Source organism: Uruburuella suis (assembly GCF_022870845.1).
In the GTDB taxonomy this organism is placed as follows: Bacteria; Pseudomonadota; Gammaproteobacteria; order Burkholderiales; family Neisseriaceae; genus Neisseria; species Neisseria suis.
This window is the reverse complement of sequence record NZ_CP091507.1, coordinates 533,444-556,691: the sequence shown is the minus strand read 5'-3', so window position 1 is coordinate 556,691 and position 23,248 is coordinate 533,444. Positions and strand designations below refer to the sequence as shown.

15 protein-coding genes, 3 tRNA genes and 3 rRNA genes are annotated in these 23,248 nt (G+C 51.6%); 8 read left to right on the top strand and 13 right to left on the bottom strand.

What is annotated here, in order from left to right:
* Positions 1 to 354 precede the first annotated feature (354 nt).
* The 3 genes from LVJ78_RS02485 to adhE all read left to right on the top strand — a co-directional run bounded on the left by LVJ78_RS02485 (position 355) and on the right by adhE (position 4,532).
* Positions 355 to 954 (top strand): glutathione S-transferase N-terminal domain-containing protein, encoded by a 600-nt coding sequence (locus LVJ78_RS02485; RefSeq protein WP_132954773.1) that lies wholly within the window; start codon positions 355 to 357, stop codon positions 952 to 954.
* 27 nt (positions 955 to 981) lie between these two features.
* Positions 982 to 1,518, top strand: a complete 537-nt coding sequence (locus LVJ78_RS02480; protein WP_132954772.1) for a glutathione peroxidase — start codon at positions 982 to 984, stop codon at positions 1,516 to 1,518.
* Positions 1,519 to 1,916: 398 nt separating this feature from the next.
* The gene (gene adhE / locus LVJ78_RS02475; protein WP_132954771.1) at positions 1,917 to 4,532 is read left to right on the top strand and encodes a bifunctional acetaldehyde-CoA/alcohol dehydrogenase; all 2,616 of its coding nucleotides are present in this window, start codon (positions 1,917 to 1,919) and stop codon (positions 4,530 to 4,532) included.
* A gap of 254 nt (positions 4,533 to 4,786) precedes the next feature.
* Here the strand turns inward: adhE and LVJ78_RS02470 are convergent, their stop codons facing one another.
* Complete coding sequence (locus tag LVJ78_RS02470; RefSeq protein WP_132954770.1) at positions 4,787 to 5,890, bottom strand: MBL fold metallo-hydrolase; 1,104 nt, start codon at positions 5,888 to 5,890, stop codon at positions 4,787 to 4,789.
* A gap of 58 nt (positions 5,891 to 5,948) precedes the next feature.
* Entirely contained in the window at positions 5,949 to 6,683 is a 735-nt protein-coding gene (locus LVJ78_RS02465; protein WP_165870943.1) for a dihydrofolate reductase family protein, read from the bottom strand.
* A gap of 179 nt (positions 6,684 to 6,862) precedes the next feature.
* Between LVJ78_RS02465 and LVJ78_RS02460 the strand changes: the two genes are divergently transcribed.
* Both LVJ78_RS02460 and pnp read left to right on the top strand, forming a co-directional pair.
* Complete coding sequence (locus LVJ78_RS02460; protein ID WP_244802594.1) at positions 6,863 to 7,006, top strand: hypothetical protein; 144 nt, start codon at positions 6,863 to 6,865, stop codon at positions 7,004 to 7,006.
* Positions 7,007 to 7,109: 103 nt separating this feature from the next.
* Positions 7,110 to 9,236 carry a polyribonucleotide nucleotidyltransferase gene (gene pnp, locus LVJ78_RS02455; RefSeq protein WP_132954768.1) on the top strand — a complete coding sequence of 709 codons (2,127 nt, stop codon included), beginning with the start codon at positions 7,110 to 7,112 and terminating at the stop codon, positions 9,234 to 9,236.
* Between the two features lie 382 nt (positions 9,237 to 9,618).
* Here pnp and LVJ78_RS02450 read toward each other — a convergent pair whose 3' ends face one another.
* Complete coding sequence (locus tag LVJ78_RS02450; protein ID WP_132954767.1) at positions 9,619 to 9,975, bottom strand: 5-carboxymethyl-2-hydroxymuconate Delta-isomerase; 357 nt, start codon at positions 9,973 to 9,975, stop codon at positions 9,619 to 9,621.
* 66 nt (positions 9,976 to 10,041) lie between these two features.
* On the opposite strand from LVJ78_RS02450, the gene LVJ78_RS02445 reads away from it, so the two are divergent.
* On the top strand, positions 10,042 to 11,079 hold the full coding sequence (locus LVJ78_RS02445; RefSeq protein WP_132954952.1) for an IS630 family transposase: 1,038 nt from the start codon (positions 10,042 to 10,044) through the stop codon (positions 11,077 to 11,079).
* Positions 11,080 to 11,565: 486 nt separating this feature from the next.
* Here the strand turns inward: LVJ78_RS02445 and LVJ78_RS02440 are convergent, their stop codons facing one another.
* The 4 genes from LVJ78_RS02440 to tpiA form a co-directional block, all read right to left on the bottom strand.
* Positions 11,566 to 12,669, bottom strand: coding sequence for an agmatine deiminase family protein (locus LVJ78_RS02440; protein ID WP_132954942.1), 1,104 nt, complete (start codon positions 12,667 to 12,669; stop codon positions 11,566 to 11,568).
* 801 nt (positions 12,670 to 13,470) lie between these two features.
* A tRNA-Leu gene (locus LVJ78_RS02435) sits at positions 13,471 to 13,556 on the bottom strand.
* Positions 13,557 to 13,576: 20 nt separating this feature from the next.
* Positions 13,577 to 13,936, bottom strand: coding sequence for a preprotein translocase subunit SecG (gene secG, locus LVJ78_RS02430; protein WP_132954941.1), 360 nt, complete (start codon positions 13,934 to 13,936; stop codon positions 13,577 to 13,579).
* Positions 13,937 to 13,941: 5 nt separating this feature from the next.
* Positions 13,942 to 14,697, bottom strand: a complete 756-nt coding sequence (gene tpiA / locus LVJ78_RS02425; RefSeq protein WP_165870948.1) for a triose-phosphate isomerase — start codon at positions 14,695 to 14,697, stop codon at positions 13,942 to 13,944.
* Positions 14,698 to 15,073: 376 nt separating this feature from the next.
* Here tpiA and LVJ78_RS02420 point away from each other — a divergent pair, with 376 nt between their 5' ends.
* Together LVJ78_RS02420 and LVJ78_RS02415 are read left to right on the top strand one after the other, a co-directional pair.
* Positions 15,074 to 15,733 (top strand): protein-L-isoaspartate O-methyltransferase family protein, encoded by a 660-nt coding sequence (locus LVJ78_RS02420; RefSeq protein WP_132954940.1) that lies wholly within the window; start codon positions 15,074 to 15,076, stop codon positions 15,731 to 15,733.
* A 59-nt stretch (positions 15,734 to 15,792) separates the two neighbouring features.
* On the top strand, positions 15,793 to 16,119 hold the full coding sequence (locus LVJ78_RS02415; RefSeq protein ID WP_132954939.1) for a rhodanese-like domain-containing protein: 327 nt from the start codon (positions 15,793 to 15,795) through the stop codon (positions 16,117 to 16,119).
* 349 nt (positions 16,120 to 16,468) lie between these two features.
* On the opposite strand, the gene LVJ78_RS02410 is transcribed toward LVJ78_RS02415, so the two are convergent.
* The 6 genes from LVJ78_RS02410 to LVJ78_RS02385 form a co-directional block, all read right to left on the bottom strand.
* Positions 16,469 to 16,756 (bottom strand): ComEA family DNA-binding protein, encoded by a 288-nt coding sequence (locus tag LVJ78_RS02410; RefSeq protein WP_244802566.1) that lies wholly within the window; start codon positions 16,754 to 16,756, stop codon positions 16,469 to 16,471.
* Positions 16,757 to 17,391: 635 nt separating this feature from the next.
* A 5S ribosomal RNA gene (gene rrf / locus LVJ78_RS02405) occupies positions 17,392 to 17,504 on the bottom strand.
* Between the two features lie 171 nt (positions 17,505 to 17,675).
* A 23S ribosomal RNA gene (locus tag LVJ78_RS02400) occupies positions 17,676 to 20,567 on the bottom strand.
* 491 nt (positions 20,568 to 21,058) lie between these two features.
* A tRNA-Ala gene (locus LVJ78_RS02395) sits at positions 21,059 to 21,134 on the bottom strand.
* Between the two features lie 22 nt (positions 21,135 to 21,156).
* A tRNA-Ile gene (locus tag LVJ78_RS02390) sits at positions 21,157 to 21,233 on the bottom strand.
* 83 nt (positions 21,234 to 21,316) lie between these two features.
* Positions 21,317 to 22,857, bottom strand: a 16S ribosomal RNA gene (locus tag LVJ78_RS02385).
* Together the 16S, 23S and 5S rRNA genes with 2 tRNA genes alongside form the textbook arrangement of a ribosomal RNA operon.
* Between the last annotated feature and the right edge of the window lie 391 nt (positions 22,858 to 23,248).

Genomic DNA, 23,248 nt, shown 5'->3' with positions numbered 1-23,248 from the left:
AAACAAGCCTTCGGTTTGCCTGCACCTTGACATCATTATCTGATGCCGTCTGAAACTTTTCAGACGGCCAAGAAAACTGCAAATCAGATACTTGTATCCGACACTTGCCGCAGCGCTGAATCCTTGTTCTGCGAACAAGCGTCGGATTCAAGAATCCGACCTGCCCATTGAAATCGTTATCGCCAGCAGCATGCTGGCTGAGCGGCAAGCAAGTTATACCAACCCTAAAAAACAAGATAACAGGGCGGAAGCCTGCAACAGCACAGCTAATGCGGCAAGGTGAGGCAACGCAGCCGGCCTATTTTTTAGATTTGGTATGATACATCTTCTCAGCTCAACAAAAGGAGCACCGCCATGCAGCTTTATGTTAGCCACACATCCCCTTACGGCCGGCTTTGCCTGATTCGCGCCTACCTGCTCGGCCGGCACGATATGCAGCTTATTTTTACCGACCCTTGGCAAAACCCGCCCGAATTGGCCGCGCAAAATCCGTTCAGCCAGCTGCCCGTGCTCATCACCGATGCGGGCGAAGCGATTTACAACAGCCTGCTGATTTGCCAATATCTCGAGCCGCAAGCGCCCACAGAAGCCGGTTTCGGCGCCATCGGCTATGCCATGGCGCTGCTCGACAACACCGTGAATGCGTTCAAGCTCGAGAAAAAAGCCGGTGAAAGCCGCGGCCATTTTCTGGTGCAACGCAACCTCGAAGCCATCGCCCGCGCGCTGCCGCTCGCACCGGCTTTTCACGCCGCCGCCCGCGAATGGCCGCAAGTGATGCTGGGCGTGTGTCTGCTCACGCTGAAGCTGCGTTATCCGGAAATTTTCGCCGCCCACGCCCGCGCCGACACGCAGCAAGCCATCGCCGCTTTCGAGCAACTGGATTTCATCCAAAAAACCGCACCCGAAACGCTGGCAGCCAACACACCTGCCACCATCGGCGCGATTCTGCAATAAATAAACAACCACGCAAAAGGAAAAACCATGGCTTCTATTTACGATTTCACCCTGCCCGATGCCCAAGGCAACGAAGTGGCATTGTCCGACTACAAAGGCAAAGTGCTGCTTATCGTCAACACCGCCACCCGCTGCGGCCTCACCCCGCAATATGAAGAGCTGCAAAGTCTTTATGCGCAATATGCGCCGCAAGGCTTGGAAATTCTCGATTTTCCCAGCAACCAATTTCGCGAACAAGCGCCGGAAAGCAGCGAAGAAATCGCGCAAGTGTGCCAGATGAAATTCGGCACCAAATTTAAAATTTTCGGCAAAATCGATGTCAACGGCGCGCACGCCAGCCCGCTCTACACCTTTCTGAAAGCGCAACAACCTGAAGACAGCGGCGGCCAGAAATTCAAAGATTTCCTACTCAAATTGGCCTCGCTGGGCGAAAAGCGCGAAGGCAGCGACATCAAATGGAATTTCACCAAATTTCTGGTCAACCGCGACGGCGAAGTGGTGAAACGCTTTGCCCCCAGCGTGTCGCCCGCCGAGCTTGCCGACGATATCGAAGCGCTGCTGTAAGTTGGCGGCAGGCTTACCAAAGGCCGTCTGAAACGTTTTCCACAGCCAAACGTTTCAGACGGCCTTTATTTGATTACTTATTAGCAAATTTTGCACAATGCATATCTATATTGCCATCATGTTTTGATTTGATTGCCTCTTCCATTTATTCAATAAAAAACAACATGTCTTTTAAAGGCCGTCTGAATACTTTTCAGCTTTCACAATTACAAAAAATTAATGTATATTAATCAGATAATTAATCAACCCAAGCTAAAAAGCCGTCAAGCATAAACGATTTAAAGTAATTTAATTACTTATATGACCTGCATCAAATCATTCCGTAACAATCCTACCTATACTGTCACCATAAATTTCTATCCTACTTTTATCATTATTCTAAATCAGGAGCATTTCTTATGAACGCATCTGTCGACACCACCATCAGCCCCGCCCAAGCCGAGGTGAATACTTTGGTGGCCAACGGCCTCACCGCGCTGGATGATTTCCGCAAGCTCAATCAAGAGCAAATCGACTATATCGTGGCCAAAGCCTCGATTGCCGCGCTCGACAAACACGGCGTGCTGGCCATGCACGCGGTGGAAGAAACCGGCCGCGGCGTGTTTGAAGACAAAGCCACCAAAAACCTGTTTGCCTGCGAAAACGTGGTGCGCCGCCTGCGCGATTTGAAAACCGTGGGCATCATCAGCGAAGACGATGTAACCGGTATCACCGAAATCGCCGACCCCGTGGGTGTGGTGTGCGGCATTATTCCCACCACCAACCCCACTTCCACCACCATTTTCAAAGCCTTGATTGCGCTGAAAACCCGCAATCCGATTATCTTTGCCTTTCACCCTTCCGCCCAACAATGCTCGGCGCATGCCGCCCAAATCGTGCGCGATGCCGCCATTGCCGCAGGCGCCCCGGCCAATTGCGTGCAATGGATTGAAAAGCCCTCTATGGAAGGCACTTCATCGCTGATGAAACACCCCGGCGTGGCCACCATTTTGGCCACCGGCGGCAACGCCATGGTGGAAGCCGCTTATTCCTGCGGCAAACCCGCTCTGGGCGTGGGCGCCGGCAACGTGCCCGCTTATGTGGAGAAAAGCGCCAACATCAAACAAGCCGCGCACGACATCGTGATGTCCAAAGCATTCGACAACGGCATGATTTGCGCCAGCGAGCAGGCGGTGATTGCCGATAAAGAAATTTATGCCGATTTGGTAAACGAATTCAAATCTTACGGCGTGTATTTCGTCAACAAAAAAGAAAAAGCGCTGCTCGAAGAATTCATCTTCGGCGTAAAAGCCGGCAGCAAAAGCTGCGGCGGCGCCAAATTGAATGCCGCCGTGGTGGGCAAACCGGCCGCCTGGATTGCCGAACAAGCCGGCTTCAGCGTGCCCGAGAAAACCAATATCCTCGTGGCCGAATGCAGCGAAGTGGGCCCCAACGAGCCGCTCACCCGCGAAAAACTCTCGCCCGTGCTGGCCATGCTCAAAGCCGATTCCACCGAAGAGGGCTTGAAATTGGCCGAACAAATGGTGGAATTCGACGGCCTCGGCCACTCCGCCGCTATCCACACCGCCGATGAAGCGCTGGCCAAAACCTTCGGCGAGCGCGTGAAAGCCATCCGCGTGATTTGGAATTCACCCTCTACTTTCGGCGGCATCGGCGATGTGTACAACGCCTTTCTGCCCTCGCTCACCTTAGGCTGCGGCTCCTACGGCAAAAACTCCGTCGGCAACAACGTGAGCGCCGTGAATCTTTTAAACATCAAAAAAGTAGGCCGCCGGAGAAACAATATGCAATGGTTTAAAGTGCCCTCAAAAATCTACTTCGAACGCGATTCCATCCAATACCTGCAAGACATGAAAGATTGCGAAAAAGTGATGATCGTCACCGACCGCTCCATGGTGGATTTGGGCTTTGTCGACAAAATCACCCATCAGCTCAACCTGCGCAAAAACAAAGTTACCGTGCAATTGTTTACCGATGTGGAAACCGACCCGAGCGTGCAAACCGTGTATAAAGGCACCGACCTGATGCACAGCTTCCAGCCTGACACCATCATCGCACTGGGCGGCGGCTCAGCCATGGATGCGGCCAAAGCCATGTGGCTTTTCTACGAGCAGCCCAACGTCGATTTTGAAGACTTGGTGCAAAAATTCATGGATATCCGCAAACGCGCCTTCCGCTTTCCCGAGCTTGGCCGCAAAGCCAAATTCATCGGCATTCCCACCACCTCGGGCACAGGCTCCGAAGTGACCCCGTTTACCGTGATCAGCGACGGCGACAAAAAATACCCGATTGCCGACTATTCGCTCACGCCCACCATCGCCATTGTGGATCCCTCGTTCACCATGACCGTGCCCGCCAGCGTAACCGCCGACACCGGCTTGGATGTGCTCACCCACGCCGTGGAAGCCTATGTGTCTGTGCTCGCCAACGATTTCACCGACGGCCTCGCGCTGCAAGCCATCAAGCTTGTGTTTGAATTTTTAGAGCGCTCCTACAAACACGGCGCCGCCGACCCCGAAGCGCGCGAGCGCATGCACAACGCTTCCACCATCGCCGGCATGGCCTTTGCCAACGCTTTTTTGGGCATGAACCACTCGCTCTCGCACAAAGTGGGCGGCAAATTCCACACCCCGCACGGCCGCACCAACGCCATTTTCCTGCCGCACGTTATCCGCTACAACGGCACGCGCCCGCAGAAAACAGCCACTTGGCCGAAATACAACTATTACAAAGCCGATGTGAAATACCAAGAAATCGCCCGCACCCTCGGCCTGCCGTGCAGCACCCCGGCCGAAGGCGTGGCATCGTTTGCCAAAGCCTGCGACGAGCTGGCGCGCAAAGTGGGCATCAAAATGTCGTTTAAAGAGCAAGGCCTGGATGAAAAAGCCTTTATGGAAGCCCGCCGCGAGCTGGCAATGATGGCTTATGAAGACCAATGCTCCCCCGCCAACCCGCGCCTGCCGATGGTGGCCGACATGGAAGAAATCCTCACCAAAGCCTATTACGGCGAATAAGGTATTGCGCTGAATGAAAAGGCCGTCTGAAAGTTTCAGACGGCCTTTTCAAACGGCTCTACAAAACCCAAATCCGCTCTTGTGCAAACAAAATTTCGCCTGAAATTGCAGTCTGGATACTTGTCTCCGACATTTGCCGCAGCCTTGAAAACCTTGTTCTGCGAACAAGCGTCGGATTCAGGAATCCGACCTACGCACTGAAAGCCAAGGCCGTCTGAAACGTTTCAGACGGCCTTGTTCTCTTAAAACGGTGCTTAACGTGCAGGCACAGCTTCCCACCATTTTTCAAATATTTGGTTCTCATCATCCAAATACACCACTTCGCCGATTTTCGGGGTGAGCAGCGGCAGGTTTTCCCGCTCGGCAGCGGCAGAGAGCAGCCGCATCGGCTCGTCCCAAGCGTGTTTGGCCAAGGTGAATTTGCTGTTGTGCACCGACAGCAGGCGCTTTGGATTCAAATCGTGCACCACCTGCACCAAATGCTCGGGCAGGAAATGGATATTTGCCCAGTCTTTGTCGTATTGGCCGTTTTCCAAAATTGCCAGGCTGATGTTGGGAAACGCCGCACCTATTTCTTTAAACACGGGGTCGTAGCCGCTGTCGCCGCCGATATACACGGTTTCAGACGGCGCTTCCAGCATAAACGATGCCCACAAGGTTTGGTTTTGCTTGATGCTGCGCCCCGATGAATGGCGGGCGGGCAAGGCGGTTAGGCGGATTTCGGGGCTGAGCGATACGGCTTCCTGCCAGTCCAACTCAATCAGTTGCTGCGGCGTAAAACCCCAGCGCTCCAAATGTGCACCCACGCCGAGGCCGCTGATGATTTTACCGATTTTGGGCTGAATCTCGCGCAGGGTGCCGTAATCGAGATGGTCGTAATGGTCGTGGCTGATAATCACATAATCCACCGGCGGAATGTCGGCAGGTTGATAAATATCCGCGCCGGCATAAGGCGTGCCGCCAAAAGGCACGGGGCTGGCCGACACCAGCACCGGGTCTATCAAAAAGCGTTTGCCGTCAATCTGCATCAAATAAGATGAATGCCCCAGCCACACATACCAATTGCGCTCCTGCGGCAGCGTGTGCAAATCGGTTTTCACCGATGGCACGGGCGCGGCGGGTTTGACATTTTTATCGGCATTAAACAATAGATTCCAAGTGCTTTTGAGGGCGGAATTGTCGCCGGTGAGTATCGGCGTGTCGGAAAGGTTTTGGAATTTGCCGTCGCGATAATTTGGCGATTGCTGAATGCGCGCCAGCCGCTCGCCCTCAGGCGCGGCGCCGAATACGGGCAGTTGCAGATAAGCCGCCACGGCAGCGGCCAATAGCGCGATAGCGCCCAAAATGATGAATAGCATTTTTTTCAAACTTATCTTTCAATGATGAATGGAAATGTATTGTTCAACCAAACCGTTTTCATTGCTCATCGGCCCTCTGATAAATCAGCCGCAGCGCCCCATCGTCAAACAGCTCATGCTGCGTTACCCGATAGGCCGGCAGCACATTGCCGCCCTTATCCGATTGAAACAGCGATACCGAATCGGCGCGGCTTTCTACCAGCGGCGTTTGAATCAGGCTGATGGTGTCGATCAGGCCTTCCTGCATAAAGCTGCCGTTGATGTAGCCGCCGCCAACCAACAGAAAATCATCCAGGCCAAACAGGCGGTGCAATTTGTCCAGCGCGGTTTTCATCGACAGCGGCTTTTCTTTGCCGGCGAAAATATAGGATATGCCGAGCGATTGTAAATAAAGCAGGTATTCATCGGCCACGCGCTCGCTCAAAATGGTGATGATGTGATCACCTTTGAGCGCGGGATATTCATCGCCGATGGTGTTTTGCGTCCAGCCCAGCTTGCCGTCGGGATCCAGCGCAATGGCAAAACGGCGCTCGGCAATTGTGCCGACAAAATCTTCACGGCTGGCAGTTTTGCCTTTAAACGCAGCGGTGTCGGCCACACGGTTTTGCGTAATCGCCTGCGCCATCGACACCCGCCCGCAAATCCAATTGCGGCTGGTTTGGTTATATTGATGAAAAAGTCGGAAATAATCTTCGTTGTGCGCAGCAAAACGCGGGTTCTCCAAAAAACCGCCGCTGGCTTTGCCGTCTATCGATACCGCCATATGGCAGGTAAGATGATAAGGTTTGTTCATCTGTTTGCTCCCTACAAAATCAAAGAAGCGCACAGTATAATGGATTGAAACAACGCTGATAATACGGCGGCATCCGAACAAATTCATGCAGAAAACAAAACAATGCCGCCGCTTTGCATGCCAACGCAGCCGGTTTACGCAATAAAGCGCAGAGAGAAACAAAATTATCCATGCGGGCAATGGCAGCCACCCTAATCCTATCGACAACAGGCCGTCTGAACCTATTTTTCAGACGGCCTGTTTATTTCGGCATCACCACTCAAAAGCCGCAGATTATTTGCTATAATCCGCTTTCAGACGGCCTCAAACAAAAGGCCGTCTGAAAATATATCTACCCCGCCGCACCAGCCTGAAACCCTAACCATGCGCATGGCTTCGTGTGCATCATTAGTGTTTTAGCGGTGCGGCACCAACCGAGAGAAAACCATGTTCAACAAACATATCAAAACCTTCCAATACGGCAACCAAACCGTCAGCATCGAAACCGGCGAAATCGCGCGCCAGGCTTCCGCTTCGGTAAAAGTATCCATGGGCGACACCGTGGTGCTGGTGGCCGTTACCGCCGCCAAAACCGTGAAAGCCGGCCAAGATTTTTTCCCGCTCACCGTGGATTACCTCGAGCGCACCTATGCAGCCGGCAAAATCCCCGGCGGCTTCTTCAAGCGCGAAGGCAAGCAGAGTGAAAAAGAAATCCTCACCAGCCGCCTGATCGACCGCCCCATCCGCCCGCTCTTCCCCGAAGGCTTCTATCACGACATCCAAATCGTAGCGATGGTGGTATCGGTTGATCCCGAAATCGATTCCGACATTCCCGCCATGATCGGCGCATCTGCCGCGCTGGTGCTCAGCGGCGTACCTTTTGCCGGCCCCATCGGCGCCGCACGCGTGGGCTATGCCAACGGCCAATACCTGCTCAACCCGACCAAAACCGAGCTGGAAACTTCACAGCTGGATTTGGTGGTGGCCGGCACCCAAAAAGCCGTGCTGATGGTGGAATCGGAAGCACAACAATTGCCCGAAAGCGTGATGCTGGGCGCGGTGGTGTTCGGCCACGAGCAATTGCAGGCAGTGATTGGCGCCATTAATGAATTGGCCGATGAAGTCAACCCCGAAGTGTGGGCATGGCAGCCGGCCGAAACCGATGCCGCATTAGAAGCCAAAATCCGCGAAATCGCCGCCGATGCGATTGCCGAAGCGTTTAAAATCCGCCAAAAACAAGCCCGCACCACCAAGCTCGATGAAGCCTGGGCGGCAGTAAAAGAAGCGCTGATCACGGAAGACACCGACACCTTGGCCGCCAACCAAATCAAAGGCATCTTCAAGCAGCTTGAAGCCGACGTGGTGCGCGGCCAGATTCTCGACGGCCAACCGCGTATCGACGGCCGCGACACCCGCACCGTGCGCCCCATCGACATCCAAACCGGTGTGCTGCCGCGCACCCACGGCTCGGCTTTGTTCACCCGCGGCGAAACCCAAGCCTTGGCCGTGGCCACTTTGGGCACTTCGCGCGACGAGCAAATCATCGATGCCTTGAGCGGCGAATACACCGACCGCTTTATGCTGCATTATAATTTCCCGCCCTATTCCACCGGCGAAGTCGGCCGCATGGGCGCGCCCAAACGCCGCGAAATCGGCCACGGCCGCCTGGCCAAACGCGCCCTTTTGGCCGTGTTGCCCGCGCCGGAAGATTTCAGCTACACCATGCGCGTGGTTTCCGAAATCACCGAATCCAACGGCTCTTCTTCAATGGCTTCCGTGTGCGGCGGCTGCCTGAGCCTCTTGTCGGCCGGCGTGCCGCTCAAAGCCCACGTGGCCGGCATCGCCATGGGCTTGATTTTAGAAGGCAACAAATTTGCCGTGCTCACCGATATTCTGGGCGATGAAGACCACCTCGGCGACATGGATTTCAAAGTGGCCGGCACCACCGATGGTGTTACCGCGCTGCAAATGGACATCAAAATCCAAGGCATCACCAAAGAAATCATGCAGATTGCCTTGGAGCAGGCCAAAGAAGCGCGTTTCCACATTCTGGGCCAAATGCAAGCTGCGGTAGAAGGCCCGCAAGAGCTCTCTGCCCACGCACCGCGCCTCTACACCATGAAAATCAGCCAAGATAAAATCCGCGACGTAATCGGCAAAGGCGGCGAAACCATCCGCGCACTCACCGCTGAAACCGGCACCGAAATCAACATCGCGGAAGACGGCACCATCACCATCGCCGCCACCAGCGAAGAAGCCGGCAATGCCGCCAAAAAACGCATCGAGCAAATCACCGCCGAAGTGGAAGTGGGCAAAGTGTATGAAGGCACCGTGTTGAAAATTCTCGACAACAACGTCGGCGCAATTGTGTCGGTGATGCCGGGCAAAGACGGCTTGGTGCACATCAGCCAAATCGCGCACGAACGCGTCAACAATGTCGGCGATTACCTGAAAGTGGGTCAAACGGTCAACGTGAAAGCGCTGGAAGTAGACGACCGCGGCCGCGTGCGCCTCTCCATCAAAGCCCTGCTCGAAGCCCCCGCCCGCGAGCCGCGCAAAGAGCAAGCCGAATAAGCAGGTGATATGATTGGCTGATAAAGCCGATTGAAAGGCCGTCTGAAAGATTTTCAGACGGCCTTTTTCCTCTACCCCATTCAAACCAACAAGGCGCTAACCTGAAAACACCTGAGCAGGCCGGACTCTCGAATCCGACACTCTTTTAGGCTCGGATGATTGAATACCAGATTCAGCGGCGTAGGTTGGGTTGCAAACCCAACGTTTCAGACGGCCTGTGGGCTTGTTGGGTTTTCAACCCAACCTACCCGTTGTGTCACTTTTTTAAACATTTCACTATATCTTTTAGGCTCGAACGATTGAATACCAGATTCAGGAATCCGGTCTGCAAGCAATCAAAAGGCCGTCTGAAAACCTTTCAGACGGCCTTTTAATCAGCCCATCATTCCGGCAAACGCACAGCTTTGGCATAACATTCGCGCTGCATATCGCGCACATCCACCGTCATCTGCAAACGCACATCCGCATGCGCCAAAGGCTCGAGCGTGGCACGCAAAGCCTCGGCCAGCACCGTTTTGGTGGCAATACTGCGGCCGCTCAAAAGCGATAAAGTCAGGTGCACGAATGCATCACCTTCCTCGCCTTTATCCACACAATAATCATGCAGACACAAAGCGCGGCTTTTGATGTGACCGGCTGAAAATTCACCGCTGTTCAGCAAAGTTTGATTCAGTGCCCTCAGCGTATTTTTAGCGTCGATATCCAGATTATCGGTGTATTCCATCAATAAGTGCGGCATGTTTTTCTCCTTATAGATTCGGCAATTAAATATTGAAATTTCAACATTAATCCCCATTTCTCCCCAATGGAAAAAGAAGACGGAAGAAAACTTGCAGCCGAAGCCCAATTCGAACGGCGCAAGCAAGCAGTCAGACTGCACAAACAGGGCAAAACACCCGAGCAAATCGCCGAAATGCTCGGCATGGGTCATGTCACCGCGCGCTCAGCCATCAAAATCGCCGAAGCAGACGGCATCAAAGCATTGGCACCCAAAAAGCGCGGACGCCCATCAGGAAGTTGCCGCCAACTGAGTGAAGAGCAGGAAGCCCACATACAGCGCCTTATCTGTGAAAAGCGCCCCGAGCAGATGAAAATGGACTTCGCCTTATGGACTCGGGCGGCGGTTATGGCCTTGATCAAGCAAGAGCTGGCTATCGAATTGCCGGTACGTACGGTAGGCGAATACCTCAAGCGCTGGGGGTTTACGCCGCAAAAACCCATCCGGCGCGCCTACGAGCAACGTCCCGAAGCAGTGAAGCAATGGCTGGAGGAAACCTATCCCGATATCGCCAAACGGGCAAAAGCCGAAAAAGCGGAAATCCATTGGGGTGATGAAACAGCGGTAGTCAATACCGATGTACGCGGGCGGGGTTATCAGCCCAAAGGACAAACGCCGGTAGCCTATACCGTAGGCGGGACACGGCATAAACTTTCGATGATTTCAACGGTGACCAACCAGGGCAAGGCACGCTGGATGATTGTGGAAGATGCATTCAACAGCGACAAGCTGATTGAGTTTCTGGAAGCATTAATCAAAGATGCCGGTAAGAAAATCTTCCTGATACTGGATAACCTGCGGGTTCACCACAGCAAGCCGGTCAAAGCCTGGTTGGAAAAGCATAAAGAGAAGATCGAAGTGTTTTATTTACCCAGTTACAGCCCGGAGCTGAACCCTGATGAACGGTTGAATGCGGATTTGAAACAAGCACTGGGCTCGCGTGTTCAGCATCGTACAAAAGCGAAACTGAAGCAGGCAACGGAGAATCATATGCGGATGCTGGAGAACCATCCTCAACGGGTGGCTGCGTATTTTAGAGATCCGAAGGTGAAGTATGCTGCATAAACATTTCAATATTTAATTGCCGAATCAATAGTAAATAGTAGATTCAGACGGCCTCACAGGCGTAATACCAATCCAAAAAAATAACCTAACTTCGTTGGCTCGCCTTGCCGTACTATCTGTACTGTCTGCAGCTCGCCGCCTTGTTAGCTTACTTTTTTGAATTGGTATAATACCAATTCAAAAAAATAATATATAAACAAGCAGCCTGTAGGTCGGATTCTCGAATCCGACACTTGTTCGCAGAACAAGGCACGCACATCGCTTTGGCCGTTGGCCAAACGTCGGATTCAAGAATCCGACCTACACGGATGATGTTGCCGAACTGCTTTTATTTTGTAAGGTTATTTTTTAGAATTGGTATAAGACCGATTCAATATTCAAATCATTCCGACACAAAAGGCCGTCTGAAAAGGTTTTCAGACGGCCTTTTGCTGCTTCAAGCCAGCATTAAAGCGAAAGCACAAGCTCAAGCCGGCTTCACGCCGCTCAAGCCTTAGGCTCTTGCTGGGTGGTGCAGTGAATACCACCGCCACCGGCCGCGATGCCATCAATGTTGATTTGCACCACTTCGCGATCAGGGAACGCACGTTGCAGCGCTTTTTTAGCCGCCGCATCGGTACGCTTGTCGCCAAACTCCGGTGCAATCACGGCACCATTGCACACATAAAAATTGATGTAGCCGGCGGCAAAATCATCATTGGCAAAGTCTTCACGAATATCTGTCGGCGCTTCGAGCACCACCACATCCAGTTTGCGGCCTTGGGCATCGGTGGCCGCACGCAAAATGTCCAAATGGCGCTTGGTCACCGCATGGTCGAATGAATCAGGATCCGGGTCGTAACCGGCAACCACCACGCCGGGGCGGGCAAAGCGGGCATAAAAATCGGTGTGGCCGTCGGTGATGTCGCGCCCTTTGATGCCGGGCAGCCAAATGATTTTTTTCAACCCCAAAAGTTGCTTGAGCTCGCGCTCGCATTGTGCCTTGCTCACACCGGGGTTGCGGTTATCGTTGAGCACACAGCTCTCGGTGATAATGGCCGTGCCGTGCCCGTCCACCTCAATGCCGCCCCCCTCAAGAATCAAATTACTCTGTATGCGGGGCACGCCTGCCTGCTTGGCCACAAACGCAGCCACTTTAGCATCGCGGCTGAAAGTCTGCTTTTCGCCCCAGCCGTTGAAATTGAAATCCACCCCGGCTTTTTCACCTTTTTCGTTCACCACAAACACAGGCCCCGTGTCGCGCATCCATAAATCATCCAGCGGAAAAACAATCAGATCTATCTTATCGCCCATCAGCTTGCGCGCCACCGGCAAATCTTCTTGGCGCACCAACATGGAAACCGGCTCGTATCGGGCAATCGTCAGCGCAATCGTAGCCAAATTGCGCTGCACCTCGGGCAGAAGCCTTCTCCCCCACACTTTAGCGCTGGCGCCGAAAGCCATCCAGGTGCGCTTGTGCGGATCACCTTCATCCGGCATCACCCAGCCCGCTTTCGTGGCGGCCACCGCCAAAGATTCTTTGCCGGTGCCCAACAGCGCGCCCGCACCCAAAATACCCAAAGACTGTAAAACCGTACGCCGGGTTACCATAAAACATTCTCCTTAAAATAAATCAACTGCCTTTAAATAAAAAGCAGCCTGCTCAAGCCATCGGCATGGCTTCTAGCGAGCGATAATACATGATTTCGCTTATTACCAACAGCAAAATCTTCACCTCAAACGCAAAATGCTAAAATTTTATTTTTATATTTAATATATTGATTTATAAATATAATTTAAACATAAAAATATAAAATAATATTATCCATATGGTATAAACAAACTGCCATTTTGTTATGCTATTCAAAAGGCCGGCTCCGCCATATTTCCTTTGATAGGCAAAATGATTCTTTCTTTAAATAAACAAATAATGATAAATCCACTCACAACACGCTCCACCGCTTAATCACACATATAGAAAAGGCCGTCTGAATGTTCAGACGGCCTATCGTTTCAACCATTAAATTATGCATATACGCAACAATCCGTGCAGCGCGGATAGGCTCCCGCAAGCTGCCAATATTTGCCGTCGTTTGGTTTTATCAGTAAATAAAGACTATGTCCGCCTGAAAGCTTACAGGACTTATTGGTTGGCTTTACGTTCTTTATTTGGCGGTCGTTTATGGGCACCTAGGGGTCTTTTTTTCAGGGGGTATTTGTACGATACCCCTAAATATACCCCGTCTTTTTGGTTGATTCGATAGGATGGCGTTAGACGGCATTAGACAAGAAAGCGGAAAACCAAAACAGCCAAATCAGGCGCAAAGCCGCGCCTATCTTGGCTTTGGTTTACCGCATTAGACGGGATAAGACGTAAAAAAACAGCCTAGAAAATAGGCTGTTTCTTCACTTTGGTGCCGACAATGAGACTTGAACTCATACGACCTAGGGTCACTACCCCCTCAAGATAGCGTGTCTACCAATTTCACCATGTCGGCATAAACTTTAAATTGTCATTTTACTGCTGCGGTGAGGAACCGCTGTTTTGCTCGGAAGATTGTCCTGCCGGTTGCTGCTGGGTTTGCGCCGGCTGGCTTTGCTCTACCGTGCTGAAATCCAAACCATGGTTGTTCGCATTGGTATGGATATAAACTAAGGCCATGCAACTTGCGAAAAATACAGTAGCGGCAATAGCGGTGCTTCGGCTTAAAAAGTTGGCATTGCCACCCGAGCCGAACACGCCTTGCGCGCTGCCGCTGCCCGAGCCGAATGTTGCGCCGGCATCAGCGCCTTTGCCTTGCTGCATCAACACCAACACAATCACAACCAATGCGGCGAAAATGTTGATGATCCAAATAACGGTTTTAAAGGCTTCCATATTTTCTACGATTCTTGCGCCGCATTTATGATGGCAGTAAACGAATCGTAGGCTAACGATGCGCCGCCGACCAATGCGCCGTCAACACAGGGCACAGCAAAAATGTCTGCAGCGTTGCCTGCATTCACACTTCCACCGTAAAGAACGCGGATTCTAACACCTTCACTACATAAAGACAAGATTTGTTCGTAAATAAATGCGTGCATTTCTGCAATTTGTGCCACCGTAGCCACTTTGCCCGTGCCAATCGCCCACACCGGCTCATAAGCCACGGCAATATCTTGCGTGTCGAGGCCAGCCAAAATCGATAATTGATGTGCAATCACGTCTTTTGCCTTGCCCGATTCCCGCTCTTCCAAGCTCTCGCCCACGCACAGCAGGGGCGTTAGACCGACATTCAATACGTTTTCCATTTTCTGACGCTGAATCTCATTTTTCTCGCCAAAATAAAGGCTGCGTTCCGAGTGGCCGATCAGCACGATATCCACGCCGGTGTCGGCCATCATTTCAGCAGAAACCTCGCCCGTGTAAGCGCCGTTGCCAGGGAAACGGCTCACATCCTGTGCACAAGTCAGAATGCGGTTGTTCAGCACAATCTGCATGGCGTTGTGCAATTGCAACAAATATACTGTAGGCGCAGCCAAACCGATACACACTTTATCCGCCTGAGGCAATATGCGGAAACGGTGCATCAGCGCATTATTATTTTGCAGCCGGCCGTTCATTTTCCAGTTGCCGATGACCCATTTCTGCTCCCACATGATATTCATTCCTTTTATTCTGCCACGCCGACACATTTCTTCGGCATATTCCATAATCTAAGCCACAATGTAGGAAAGTGTAGTGAATTATGAATAAATTAGCAATACCGTTGCCACAAACGACTTGATTTGCCGTTTATTCAGACGGCCTTTTACCGCTTCAATATATTCGATATACATTTCAATCGATTTTATTTTGAAATGTTCTGCACCCATCCATCACACACAGCCAGCCAACAACTCCTCCCTGCAACGGCAAGCCGCTTGCCAACCGATGCACAGCAGGGCTGTTAAAACGCAGTCGAAACCATTATAATCAGTTGATTAAACCCACTCATTATCTGACACGACAAAATAGCGGAGCAGGAGCATAAAAATGAATTTCGAAAAAGCACGTTTTAACATGGTAGAACAACAAATTCGTCCTTGGGATGTGTTGGACTTCGATATTTTAGATGTTTTGGGTGAGATTCCGCGGGAAGATTTTGTTACCGAAGCACAGCAGCCTTACGCCTATTCCGATAAGACCCTGCCGCTGCCCAACGGCGGTAATATGCTGGAGCCGAAAATCGTTGCCCGCATGATACAGGCTTTAAAACTGACGCCATTGGACAAAGTATTGGAAGTAGGCACAGGCTCGGGCTATGCCACCGCTCTATTGGGAAAAATGGCCGCAGAAGTCATTACGGTCGACATTGATGCCGAACAACAAGCACGCGCAAAAACGGTATTGGATAATTTGGGCTACAAAAACATTACCTATCAAGTTGCCGACGGCCTTGCCGCAGAAATCGGCGGCGGTTTGTTTGATGCCATTTATATTGGCGGCGCAACCAATAACATTCCCGAGCAATTGAAAAATCAGCTCCATGAAAAAGGCGGCCATATGGTGGTGGTGGTAGGCGATGCCCCTGTTCAACGCGCCCTGTTGATTGTACGCGATGACAACAGCTTTACCGAGACCACACTTTTCGACACGCTGATTCCCAAGCTGACCAGCAAAGCAGACACGCCGGCCACAAACTTCACTTTCTAAAATCATCAAAGGCCGTCTGAAGATTCAGACGGCCTCATACTTAATAGACCCGAACTTTTATGAATAATATCCCCCAACTCACCCCTGCCGAATTACATCAATGGCTGCATGAAAACAAACCTGTGCTCTTGCTTGATGTCCGTGAAGATGAAGAAGTGGAATATTGCGCGCTGCCCGGGCATATCCATATTCCGATGAACCTTATCCCTTTGCGCCAAAACGAGCTGCCCGACGGCACACCTATCGTGGTTTACTGCCATCACGGCATACGCAGCCTTTACGCAGCCATGTATTTGTCTGAAGCCGGCTTCGATGATGTGTACAATTTGCAGGGCGGCATAGATGCTTGGGCGCAAGAAATAGATACTGCCATGCCGCGCTATTGAACCTTATCGCACCCTCAATGCTGTCCGAACCCTTTCAGACGGCATTTTTCTCTTCCGGCTCTTCAGATACGGTTAGAACCTTAAGCCTTCACCGCACATATATAAAACACGCCGTCTGAACGCTTCTCTGCTCCCTGCTTGCCAATCGCGCCCCCATCGCCCCCAATCGAGCACCACGCAAACAACTACGGCTACCCCACCCACAACAAACAGGCCGTCCGAACCCGATCGTTCAGACGGCCTGCTCCTTCACCTTATCAAATTTCACCTTGTCAAACCACAGCGCAGATACCGGCAGACTGCAAGCCCCCAGCATACGCATGCCCAAGGCCGCCGGCCAAGCGGCAGCCTACTTCTTCACCGCCGGCTGCGCCTTCTTCGCAGGCGCGCCCGATACCGTTGCCTCATCCTTCAGGCGGTTGTAGATACCGTCGCCAATGCCCTTCACATTCTTCAGCTCTTCCACGCTTTTGAAATTGCCGTGCTGTTTGCGGTATTCCACAATCGCCTCTGCCTTCGCCGGGCCGATGCCCGGCAGCGCTTTGAGTTCGTCCGCACCGGCAGTGTTGATGTTCACCGTCGCCAATGCCCAGCTCATGCTCAGCAGAGCCAATGCGCCTAAGATCAGTTTTTTCATGTTTTTCTCCGTTTGTGTTTGTTGTCGGTCACAATGCCCGCTTTCGCGGGCGTTTTTATGATAGGCGATTGTTTGGTGAGGCGCAAGTCTTTTAGCTCGGTGATTGTTACTTAAATGGCAAATATCTGTATCCAAGGCCGACGGCTGATGGTTACCCAATACCCATTCAAAAAAATAATATACAAACAGGCAGCCTGTAGGTCGGATTCTCGAATCCGACACTTGTTTGCAGAACAAGGCACGCACATCGCTCTGGCCGCTGGCCAAACGTCGGATTCAAGAATCCAACCTACGCGGATGATGCTGCCGAACGGCTCTTATTTTGTAAGGTTATTTTTTCGAATCGGTATAAACCCATGATGCAAACAGGCCGTCTGATACCAATCCAAAAAAATAACCTAACTTCGTTGTCTCGCCTTGCCGTACTATCTGTACTGTCTGCGGCTCGCCGCCTTGTTAGCTTACTTTTTTGAATTGGTATGAAAGGCTAGCAGCTTTGAAAGCCGGCTTGTTTTTCAGACGGCCTTCAAGTCCGCTATTGCGTATTGGCGTATTGGCTATTGACCGGCTATGGCCGCAGGCGGCAGCCGCCAAGAAGAAGCCCCGCTGATACTCAGCGGGGCTTCGGAAGGGGTGCCTGGCAGTGACCTACTTTCACATGGGTATCCACACTATCATCGGCGCTGAGTCGTTTCACGGTCCTGTTCGGGATGGGAAGGCGTGGGACCAACTCGCTATGGCCGCCAGACTAAACTGTACAAATTTCGAAAGCCGTCGCGCTGGATTCTTCTCCGGCGCTTTATCAACATGAAATGCTCTTCGCACTTCCAACAGGGTAATGTTTGTTATCGCATGATTGCAGTATCCTGCAACTCATGACTTCAGTAAGCTTTTCTTCATTCGAAGTCTCTCAAATGATAGAGTCAAGCCTCACGAGCAATTAGTATCGGTTAGCTTCACGCGTTACCGCGCTTCCACACCCGACCTATCAACGTCCTGGTCTCGAACGACTCTTTAGGGTGGTTTAACCACCAGGGAAGTCTCATCTTCAGGCGAGTTTCGCGCTTAGATGCTTTCAGCGCTTATCTCTTCCGAACTTAGCTACCCGGCTATGCCACTGGCGTGACAACCGGTACACCAGAGGTTCGTCCACTCCGGTCCTCTCGTACTAGGAGCAGCCCCCGTCAAACTTCCAACGCCCACTGCAGATAGGGACCAAACTGTCTCACGACGTTTTAAACCCAGCTCACGTACCACTTTAAATGGCGAACAGCCATACCCTTGGGACCGACTACAGCCCCAGGATGTGATGAGCCGACATCGAGGTGCCAAACTCCGCCGTCGATATGAACTCTTGGGCGGAATCAGCCTGTTATCCCCGGAGTACCTTTTATCCGTTGAGCGATGGCCCTTCCATTCAGAACCACCGGATCACTATGTCCTGCTTTCGCACCTGCTCGACTTGTCGGTCTCGCAGTTAAGCTACCTTTTGCCATTGCACTATCAGCCCGATTTCCGACCGGACCTAGGTAACCTTCGAACTCCTCCGTTACTCTTTGGGAGGAGACCGCCCCAGTCAAACTGCCTACCATGCACGGTCCCCGACCCGGATTACGGGTCTGGGTTAGAACCTCAAAGTCACCAGGGTGGTATTTCAAGGACGGCTCCACAGAAACTAGCGTCTCTGCTTCTAAGCCTCCCACCTATCCTACACAAGTGACTTCAAAGTCCAATGCAAAGCTACAGTAAAGGTTCACGGGGTCTTTCCGTCTAGCAGCGGGGAGATTGCATCTTCACAACCATTTCAACTTCGCTGAGTCTCAGGAGGAGACAGTGTGGCCATCGTTACGCCATTCGTGCGGGTCGGAACTTACCCGACAAGGAATTTCGCTACCTTAGGACCGTTATAGTTACGGCCGCCGTTTACTGGGGCTTCGATCCAATGCTCTCACATCTTCAATTAACCTTCCAGCACCGGGCAGGCGTCACACCCTATACGTCCACTTTCGTGTTAGCAGAGTGCTGTGTTTTTAATAAACAGTCGCAGCCACCGATTCTCTGCGACCCTCCGATGCTTACAGAGCTAGTCTTTCACATCAAAGGGCATACCTTCTCCCGAAGTTACGGTATCAATTTGCCGAGTTCCTTCTCCTGAGTTCTCTCAAGCGCCTTAGAATTCTCATCCTACCCACCTGTGTCGGTTTGCGGTACGGTTCTGACTTGGCTGAAGCTTAGTGGCTTTTCCTGGAAGCGTGGTATCTGTCACTTCTTGTCCGTAGACAATCGTTATCGCTTCTCGGTGTTATGAAAGTCCGGATTTGCCTAAACTTTCCACCTACCGGCTTGAACAAGCTATTCCAACAGCTTGCTGACATAACCTTCTCCGTCCCCACATCGCACCAAATCAAAGTACGGGAATATTAACCCGTTTCCCATCGACTACGCATTTCTGCCTCGCCTTAGGGGCCGACTCACCCTACGCCGATGAACGTTGCGTAGGAAACCTTGGGTTTTCGGCGAGCGGGCTTTTCACCCGCTTTATCGCTACTCATGTCAACATTCGCACTTCTGATACCTCCAGCAAACCTCTCGATTCACCTTCTTCGGCCTACAGAACGCTCCCCTACCATACGTGTAAACACGTATCCGCAGCTTCGGTTATAGATTTGAGCCCCGTTACATCTTCCGCGCAGGACGACTCGACCAGTGAGCTATTACGCTTTCTTTAAATGATGGCTGCTTCTAAGCCAACATCCTGGCTGTCTGGGCCTTCCCACTTCGTTTACCACTTAATCTATCATTTGGGACCTTAGCTGGCGGTCTGGGTTGTTTCCCTCTTGACAACGGACGTTAGCACCCGCTGTCTGTCTCCCGAGAAACGACTTGATGGTATTCTTAGTTTGCCATGGGTTGGTAAGTTGCAATAACCCCCTAGCCATAACAGTGCTTTACCCCCATCAGTCTCTTACTCGAGGCACTACCTAAATAGTTTTCGGGGAGAACCAGCTATCTCCGAGTTTGTTTAGCCTTTCACCCCTATCCACAGCTCATCCCCGCATTTTGCAACATGCGTGGGTTCGGACCTCCAGTACCTGTTACGGCACCTTCATCCTGGCCATGGATAGATCACTCGGTTTCGGGTCTACACCCAGCAACTTGTCGCCCTATTAAGACTCGGTTTCCCTACGCCTCCCCTATTCGGTTAAGCTCGCTACTGAATGTAAGTCGTTGACCCATTATACAAAAGGTACGCAGTCACGGAACAAGTCCGCTCCCACTGTTTGTATGCATCAGGTTTCAGGTTCTATTTCACTCCCCTCCCGGGGTTCTTTTCGCCTTTCCCTCACGGTACTGGTTCACTATCGGTCGATGATGAGTATTTAGCCTTGGAGGATGGTCCCCCCATCTTCAAACAGGATTTCACGTGTCCCGCCCTACTTGTCGTATACCTAGTACCACTGATGAGATTTCGAATACGGGGCTGTCACCCACTATGGCCAAGCTTCCCAGCTTGTTCTTCTATCTCGCCAGCTATCATATACAGGCTCTTGCGCGTTCGCTCGCCACTACTTGCGCAATCTCGGTTGATTTCTTTTCCTCCGGGTACTTAGATGGTTCAGTTCTCCGGGTTCGCTTCTCTTGCCCTATGTATTCAGACAAGGATACCGTACAGAATACGGTGGGTTTCCCCATTCGGACATCGCGGGATCATTGCTTTATTGCCAGCTCCCCCACGCTTTTCGCAGGCTTACACGTCCTTCGTCGCCTATCATCGCCAAGGCATCCACCTGATGCACTTATTCACTTGACTCTATCATTTGAACGACCTCTCTGACTTCGCTTATCCTCCCGTTGACTAGGGGAATAAACTAGAGATGTTTACTCTGATAAAGCTTACTGCTTTGTTGTGTGACACACTCTGCCTTTTGTGCTCAGAGTGCGTCCGATACAATCATCACCCAAATTTTTATGGCTTGGCTGTGCTTATGGCGCCCGTCTTTTCAGACGGCCTATCCATAGGCTGAATCGACTCGGGTTGCAACCCTTGCCTTTTACATCCAAACCAACATTGTCTTTGTTTGTTGATTTCGGCTTTCCAATTTGTTAAAGATCGATGCGGCTTCGAAACTCAGCTTTTGCTGCGTCTCTTCGCTTCGCAAATCAAAACGAGCTGGCCATTATAGCAGCCAACCTCTTGAAGTCAACTAAAAATAAGAAGTCGCCTTCTTATCCTTTTGTTTTGCTTCTGCTTGTCTGCCGCCTTCTACGGCAGCTTTCGCTTTCGCTTTGATTTGCAAAGTGTGGTGGAGGCAAACGGGATCGAACCGATGACCCCCTGCTTGCAAAGCAGGTGCTCTACCAACTGAGCTATGCCCCCAGTGTCGGGTCCGGCCTCTGATTGGTGGGTCTGGGAGGACTTGAACCTCCGACCCCACGCTTATCAAGCGTGTGCTCTAACCAGCTGAGCTACAAACCCAAGGCCTTATGTTTACTTCCTTTGCATCTCTAATCTACAGTTTACCGATAAGTGTGAATGCGAATACGCCCCGTCTTCTCTAGAAAGGAGGTGATCCAGCCGCAGGTTCCCCTACGGCTACCTTGTTACGACTTCACCCCAGTCATGAAGCATACCGTGTTAAGCGGGCTCCCGAAGGTTACCCTACCCAATTCTGGTATCCCCCACTCCCATGGTGTGACGGGCGGTGTGTACAAGACCCGGGAACGTATTCACCGCAGTATGCTGACCTGCGATTACTAGCGATTCCGACTTCATGCACTCGAGTTGCAGAGTGCAATCCGGACTACGATCGGTTTTCTGGGATTGGCTCCACCTCGCGGCTTGGCTACCCTCTGTACCGACCATTGTATGACGTGTGAAGCCCTGGTCATAAGGGCCATGAGGACTTGACGTCATCCCCACCTTCCTCCGGTTTGTCACCGGCAGTCCCATTAGAGTGCCCAACTTAATGATGGCAACTAATGGCAAGGGTTGCGCTCGTTGCGGGACTTAACCCAACATCTCACGACACGAGCTGACGACAGCCATGCAGCACCTGTGTTACGGCTCCCGAAGGCACTCTCCTATCTCTAAGAGATTCCGTACATGTCAAGACCAGGTAAGGTTCTTCGCGTTGCATCGAATTAATCCACATCATCCACCGCTTGTGCGGGTCCCCGTCAATTCCTTTGAGTTTTAATCTTGCGACCGTACTCCCCAGGCGGTCAATTTCACGCGTTAGCTACGCTACTAAGGCATCATGTACCCCAACAGCTAATTGACATCGTTTAGGGCGTGGACTACCAGGGTATCTAATCCTGTTTGCTACCCACGCTTTCGAGCATGAACGTCAGTGTTATCCCAGGGGGCTGCCTTCGCCATCGGTATTCCTCCACATCTCTACGCATTTCACTGCTACACGTGGAATTCTACCCCCCTCTGACACACTCTAGTTACCCAGTTCAAAACGCAGTTCCCAAGTTGAGCCCGGGGCTTTCACATCTTGCTTAAATAACCGTCTGCGCTCGCTTTACGCCCAGTAATTCCGATTAACGCTCGCACCCTACGTATTACCGCGGCTGCTGGCACGTAGTTAGCCGGTGCTTATTCTTCAGGTACCGTCATGACCTGAGGGTGTTATCCCCAGGCTTTTCTTCCCTGACAAAAGTACTTTACAACCCGAAGGCCTTCTTCATACACGCGGCATGGCTGGATCAGGCTTGCGCCCATTGTCCAAAATTCCCCACTGCTGCCTCCCGTAGGAGTCTGGGCCGTGTCTCAGTCCCAGTGTGGCGGATCATCCTCTCAGACCCGCTACTGATCGTCGCCTTGGTGGGCTCTTACCCCACCAACTAGCTAATCAGACATCGGCCGCTCAAATAGCGCAAGGCCCTAAGGTCCCCTGCTTTCCTCCTCAGAGAATATGCGGTATTAGCCATCCTTTCGGACAGTTATCCCCCACTACTCGGTACGTTCCGATGCATTACTCACCCGTTCGCCACTCGCCATCAAAAGAGCAAGCTCTTCTATGCTGCCGTCCGACTTGCATGTGTAAAGCATGCCGCCAGCGTTCAATCTGAGCCAGGATCAAACTCTTATGTTCAATCTCTAACTTTTTTAACTTCTGGTCTGCTTCAAAGAAATAAACGAAGATATGTTATACATAATCTTGTCTATCTTTTTTCAACAGTGTGAGGCGTCTCCGCACTCACACTTATCGGTAATCTGTTTGTTAAAGAGCAGGGATGGCAGTATACAGCAACAAAATCCTTTGTCAACCTCAATTCATACAAATCGTTTCAAAAACGCTTTAAATTAAGACCAACTGTGCTATAATTATCTGTTCATCACATCGCCGCCGAAGCAGCGAAGAACCGAACTATACCCAAACCACCAAAACCCGTCAACATCTATCTGCAAAAATATTTACAATAAAATATCACCCGATTGTTTTAGCTGGGTATTTTTTATCAACTCTCCCCTCCATTTCCTGC

Excerpts from the sequence above, each read along its gene's own strand:
- LVJ78_RS02485 (WP_132954773.1), top strand. The coding sequence starts at position 355 with ATGCAGCTTTATGTTAGCCACACATCCCCTTACGGCCGGCTTTGCCTG.
- LVJ78_RS02480 (WP_132954772.1), top strand. The coding sequence starts at position 982 with ATGGCTTCTATTTACGATTTCACCCTGCCCGATGCCCAAGGCAACGAA.
- adhE (WP_132954771.1), top strand. The coding sequence starts at position 1,917 with ATGAACGCATCTGTCGACACCACCATCAGCCCCGCCCAAGCCGAGGTG.
- LVJ78_RS02470 (WP_132954770.1), bottom strand. The coding sequence starts at position 5,890 with ATGCTATTCATCATTTTGGGCGCTATCGCGCTATTGGCCGCTGCCGTG.
- LVJ78_RS02465 (WP_165870943.1), bottom strand. The coding sequence starts at position 6,683 with ATGAACAAACCTTATCATCTTACCTGCCATATGGCGGTATCGATAGAC.
- LVJ78_RS02460 (WP_244802594.1), top strand. The coding sequence starts at position 6,863 with ATGGCAGCCACCCTAATCCTATCGACAACAGGCCGTCTGAACCTATTT.
- pnp (WP_132954768.1), top strand. The coding sequence starts at position 7,110 with ATGTTCAACAAACATATCAAAACCTTCCAATACGGCAACCAAACCGTC.
- LVJ78_RS02450 (WP_132954767.1), bottom strand. The coding sequence starts at position 9,975 with ATGCCGCACTTATTGATGGAATACACCGATAATCTGGATATCGACGCT.
- LVJ78_RS02445 (WP_132954952.1), top strand. The coding sequence starts at position 10,042 with ATGGAAAAAGAAGACGGAAGAAAACTTGCAGCCGAAGCCCAATTCGAA.
- LVJ78_RS02440 (WP_132954942.1), bottom strand. The coding sequence starts at position 12,669 with ATGGTAACCCGGCGTACGGTTTTACAGTCTTTGGGTATTTTGGGTGCG.
- secG (WP_132954941.1), bottom strand. The coding sequence starts at position 13,936 with ATGGAAGCCTTTAAAACCGTTATTTGGATCATCAACATTTTCGCCGCA.
- tpiA (WP_165870948.1), bottom strand. The coding sequence starts at position 14,697 with ATGTGGGAGCAGAAATGGGTCATCGGCAACTGGAAAATGAACGGCCGG.
- LVJ78_RS02420 (WP_132954940.1), top strand. The coding sequence starts at position 15,074 with ATGAATTTCGAAAAAGCACGTTTTAACATGGTAGAACAACAAATTCGT.
- LVJ78_RS02415 (WP_132954939.1), top strand. The coding sequence starts at position 15,793 with ATGAATAATATCCCCCAACTCACCCCTGCCGAATTACATCAATGGCTG.
- LVJ78_RS02410 (WP_244802566.1), bottom strand. The coding sequence starts at position 16,756 with ATGAAAAAACTGATCTTAGGCGCATTGGCTCTGCTGAGCATGAGCTGG.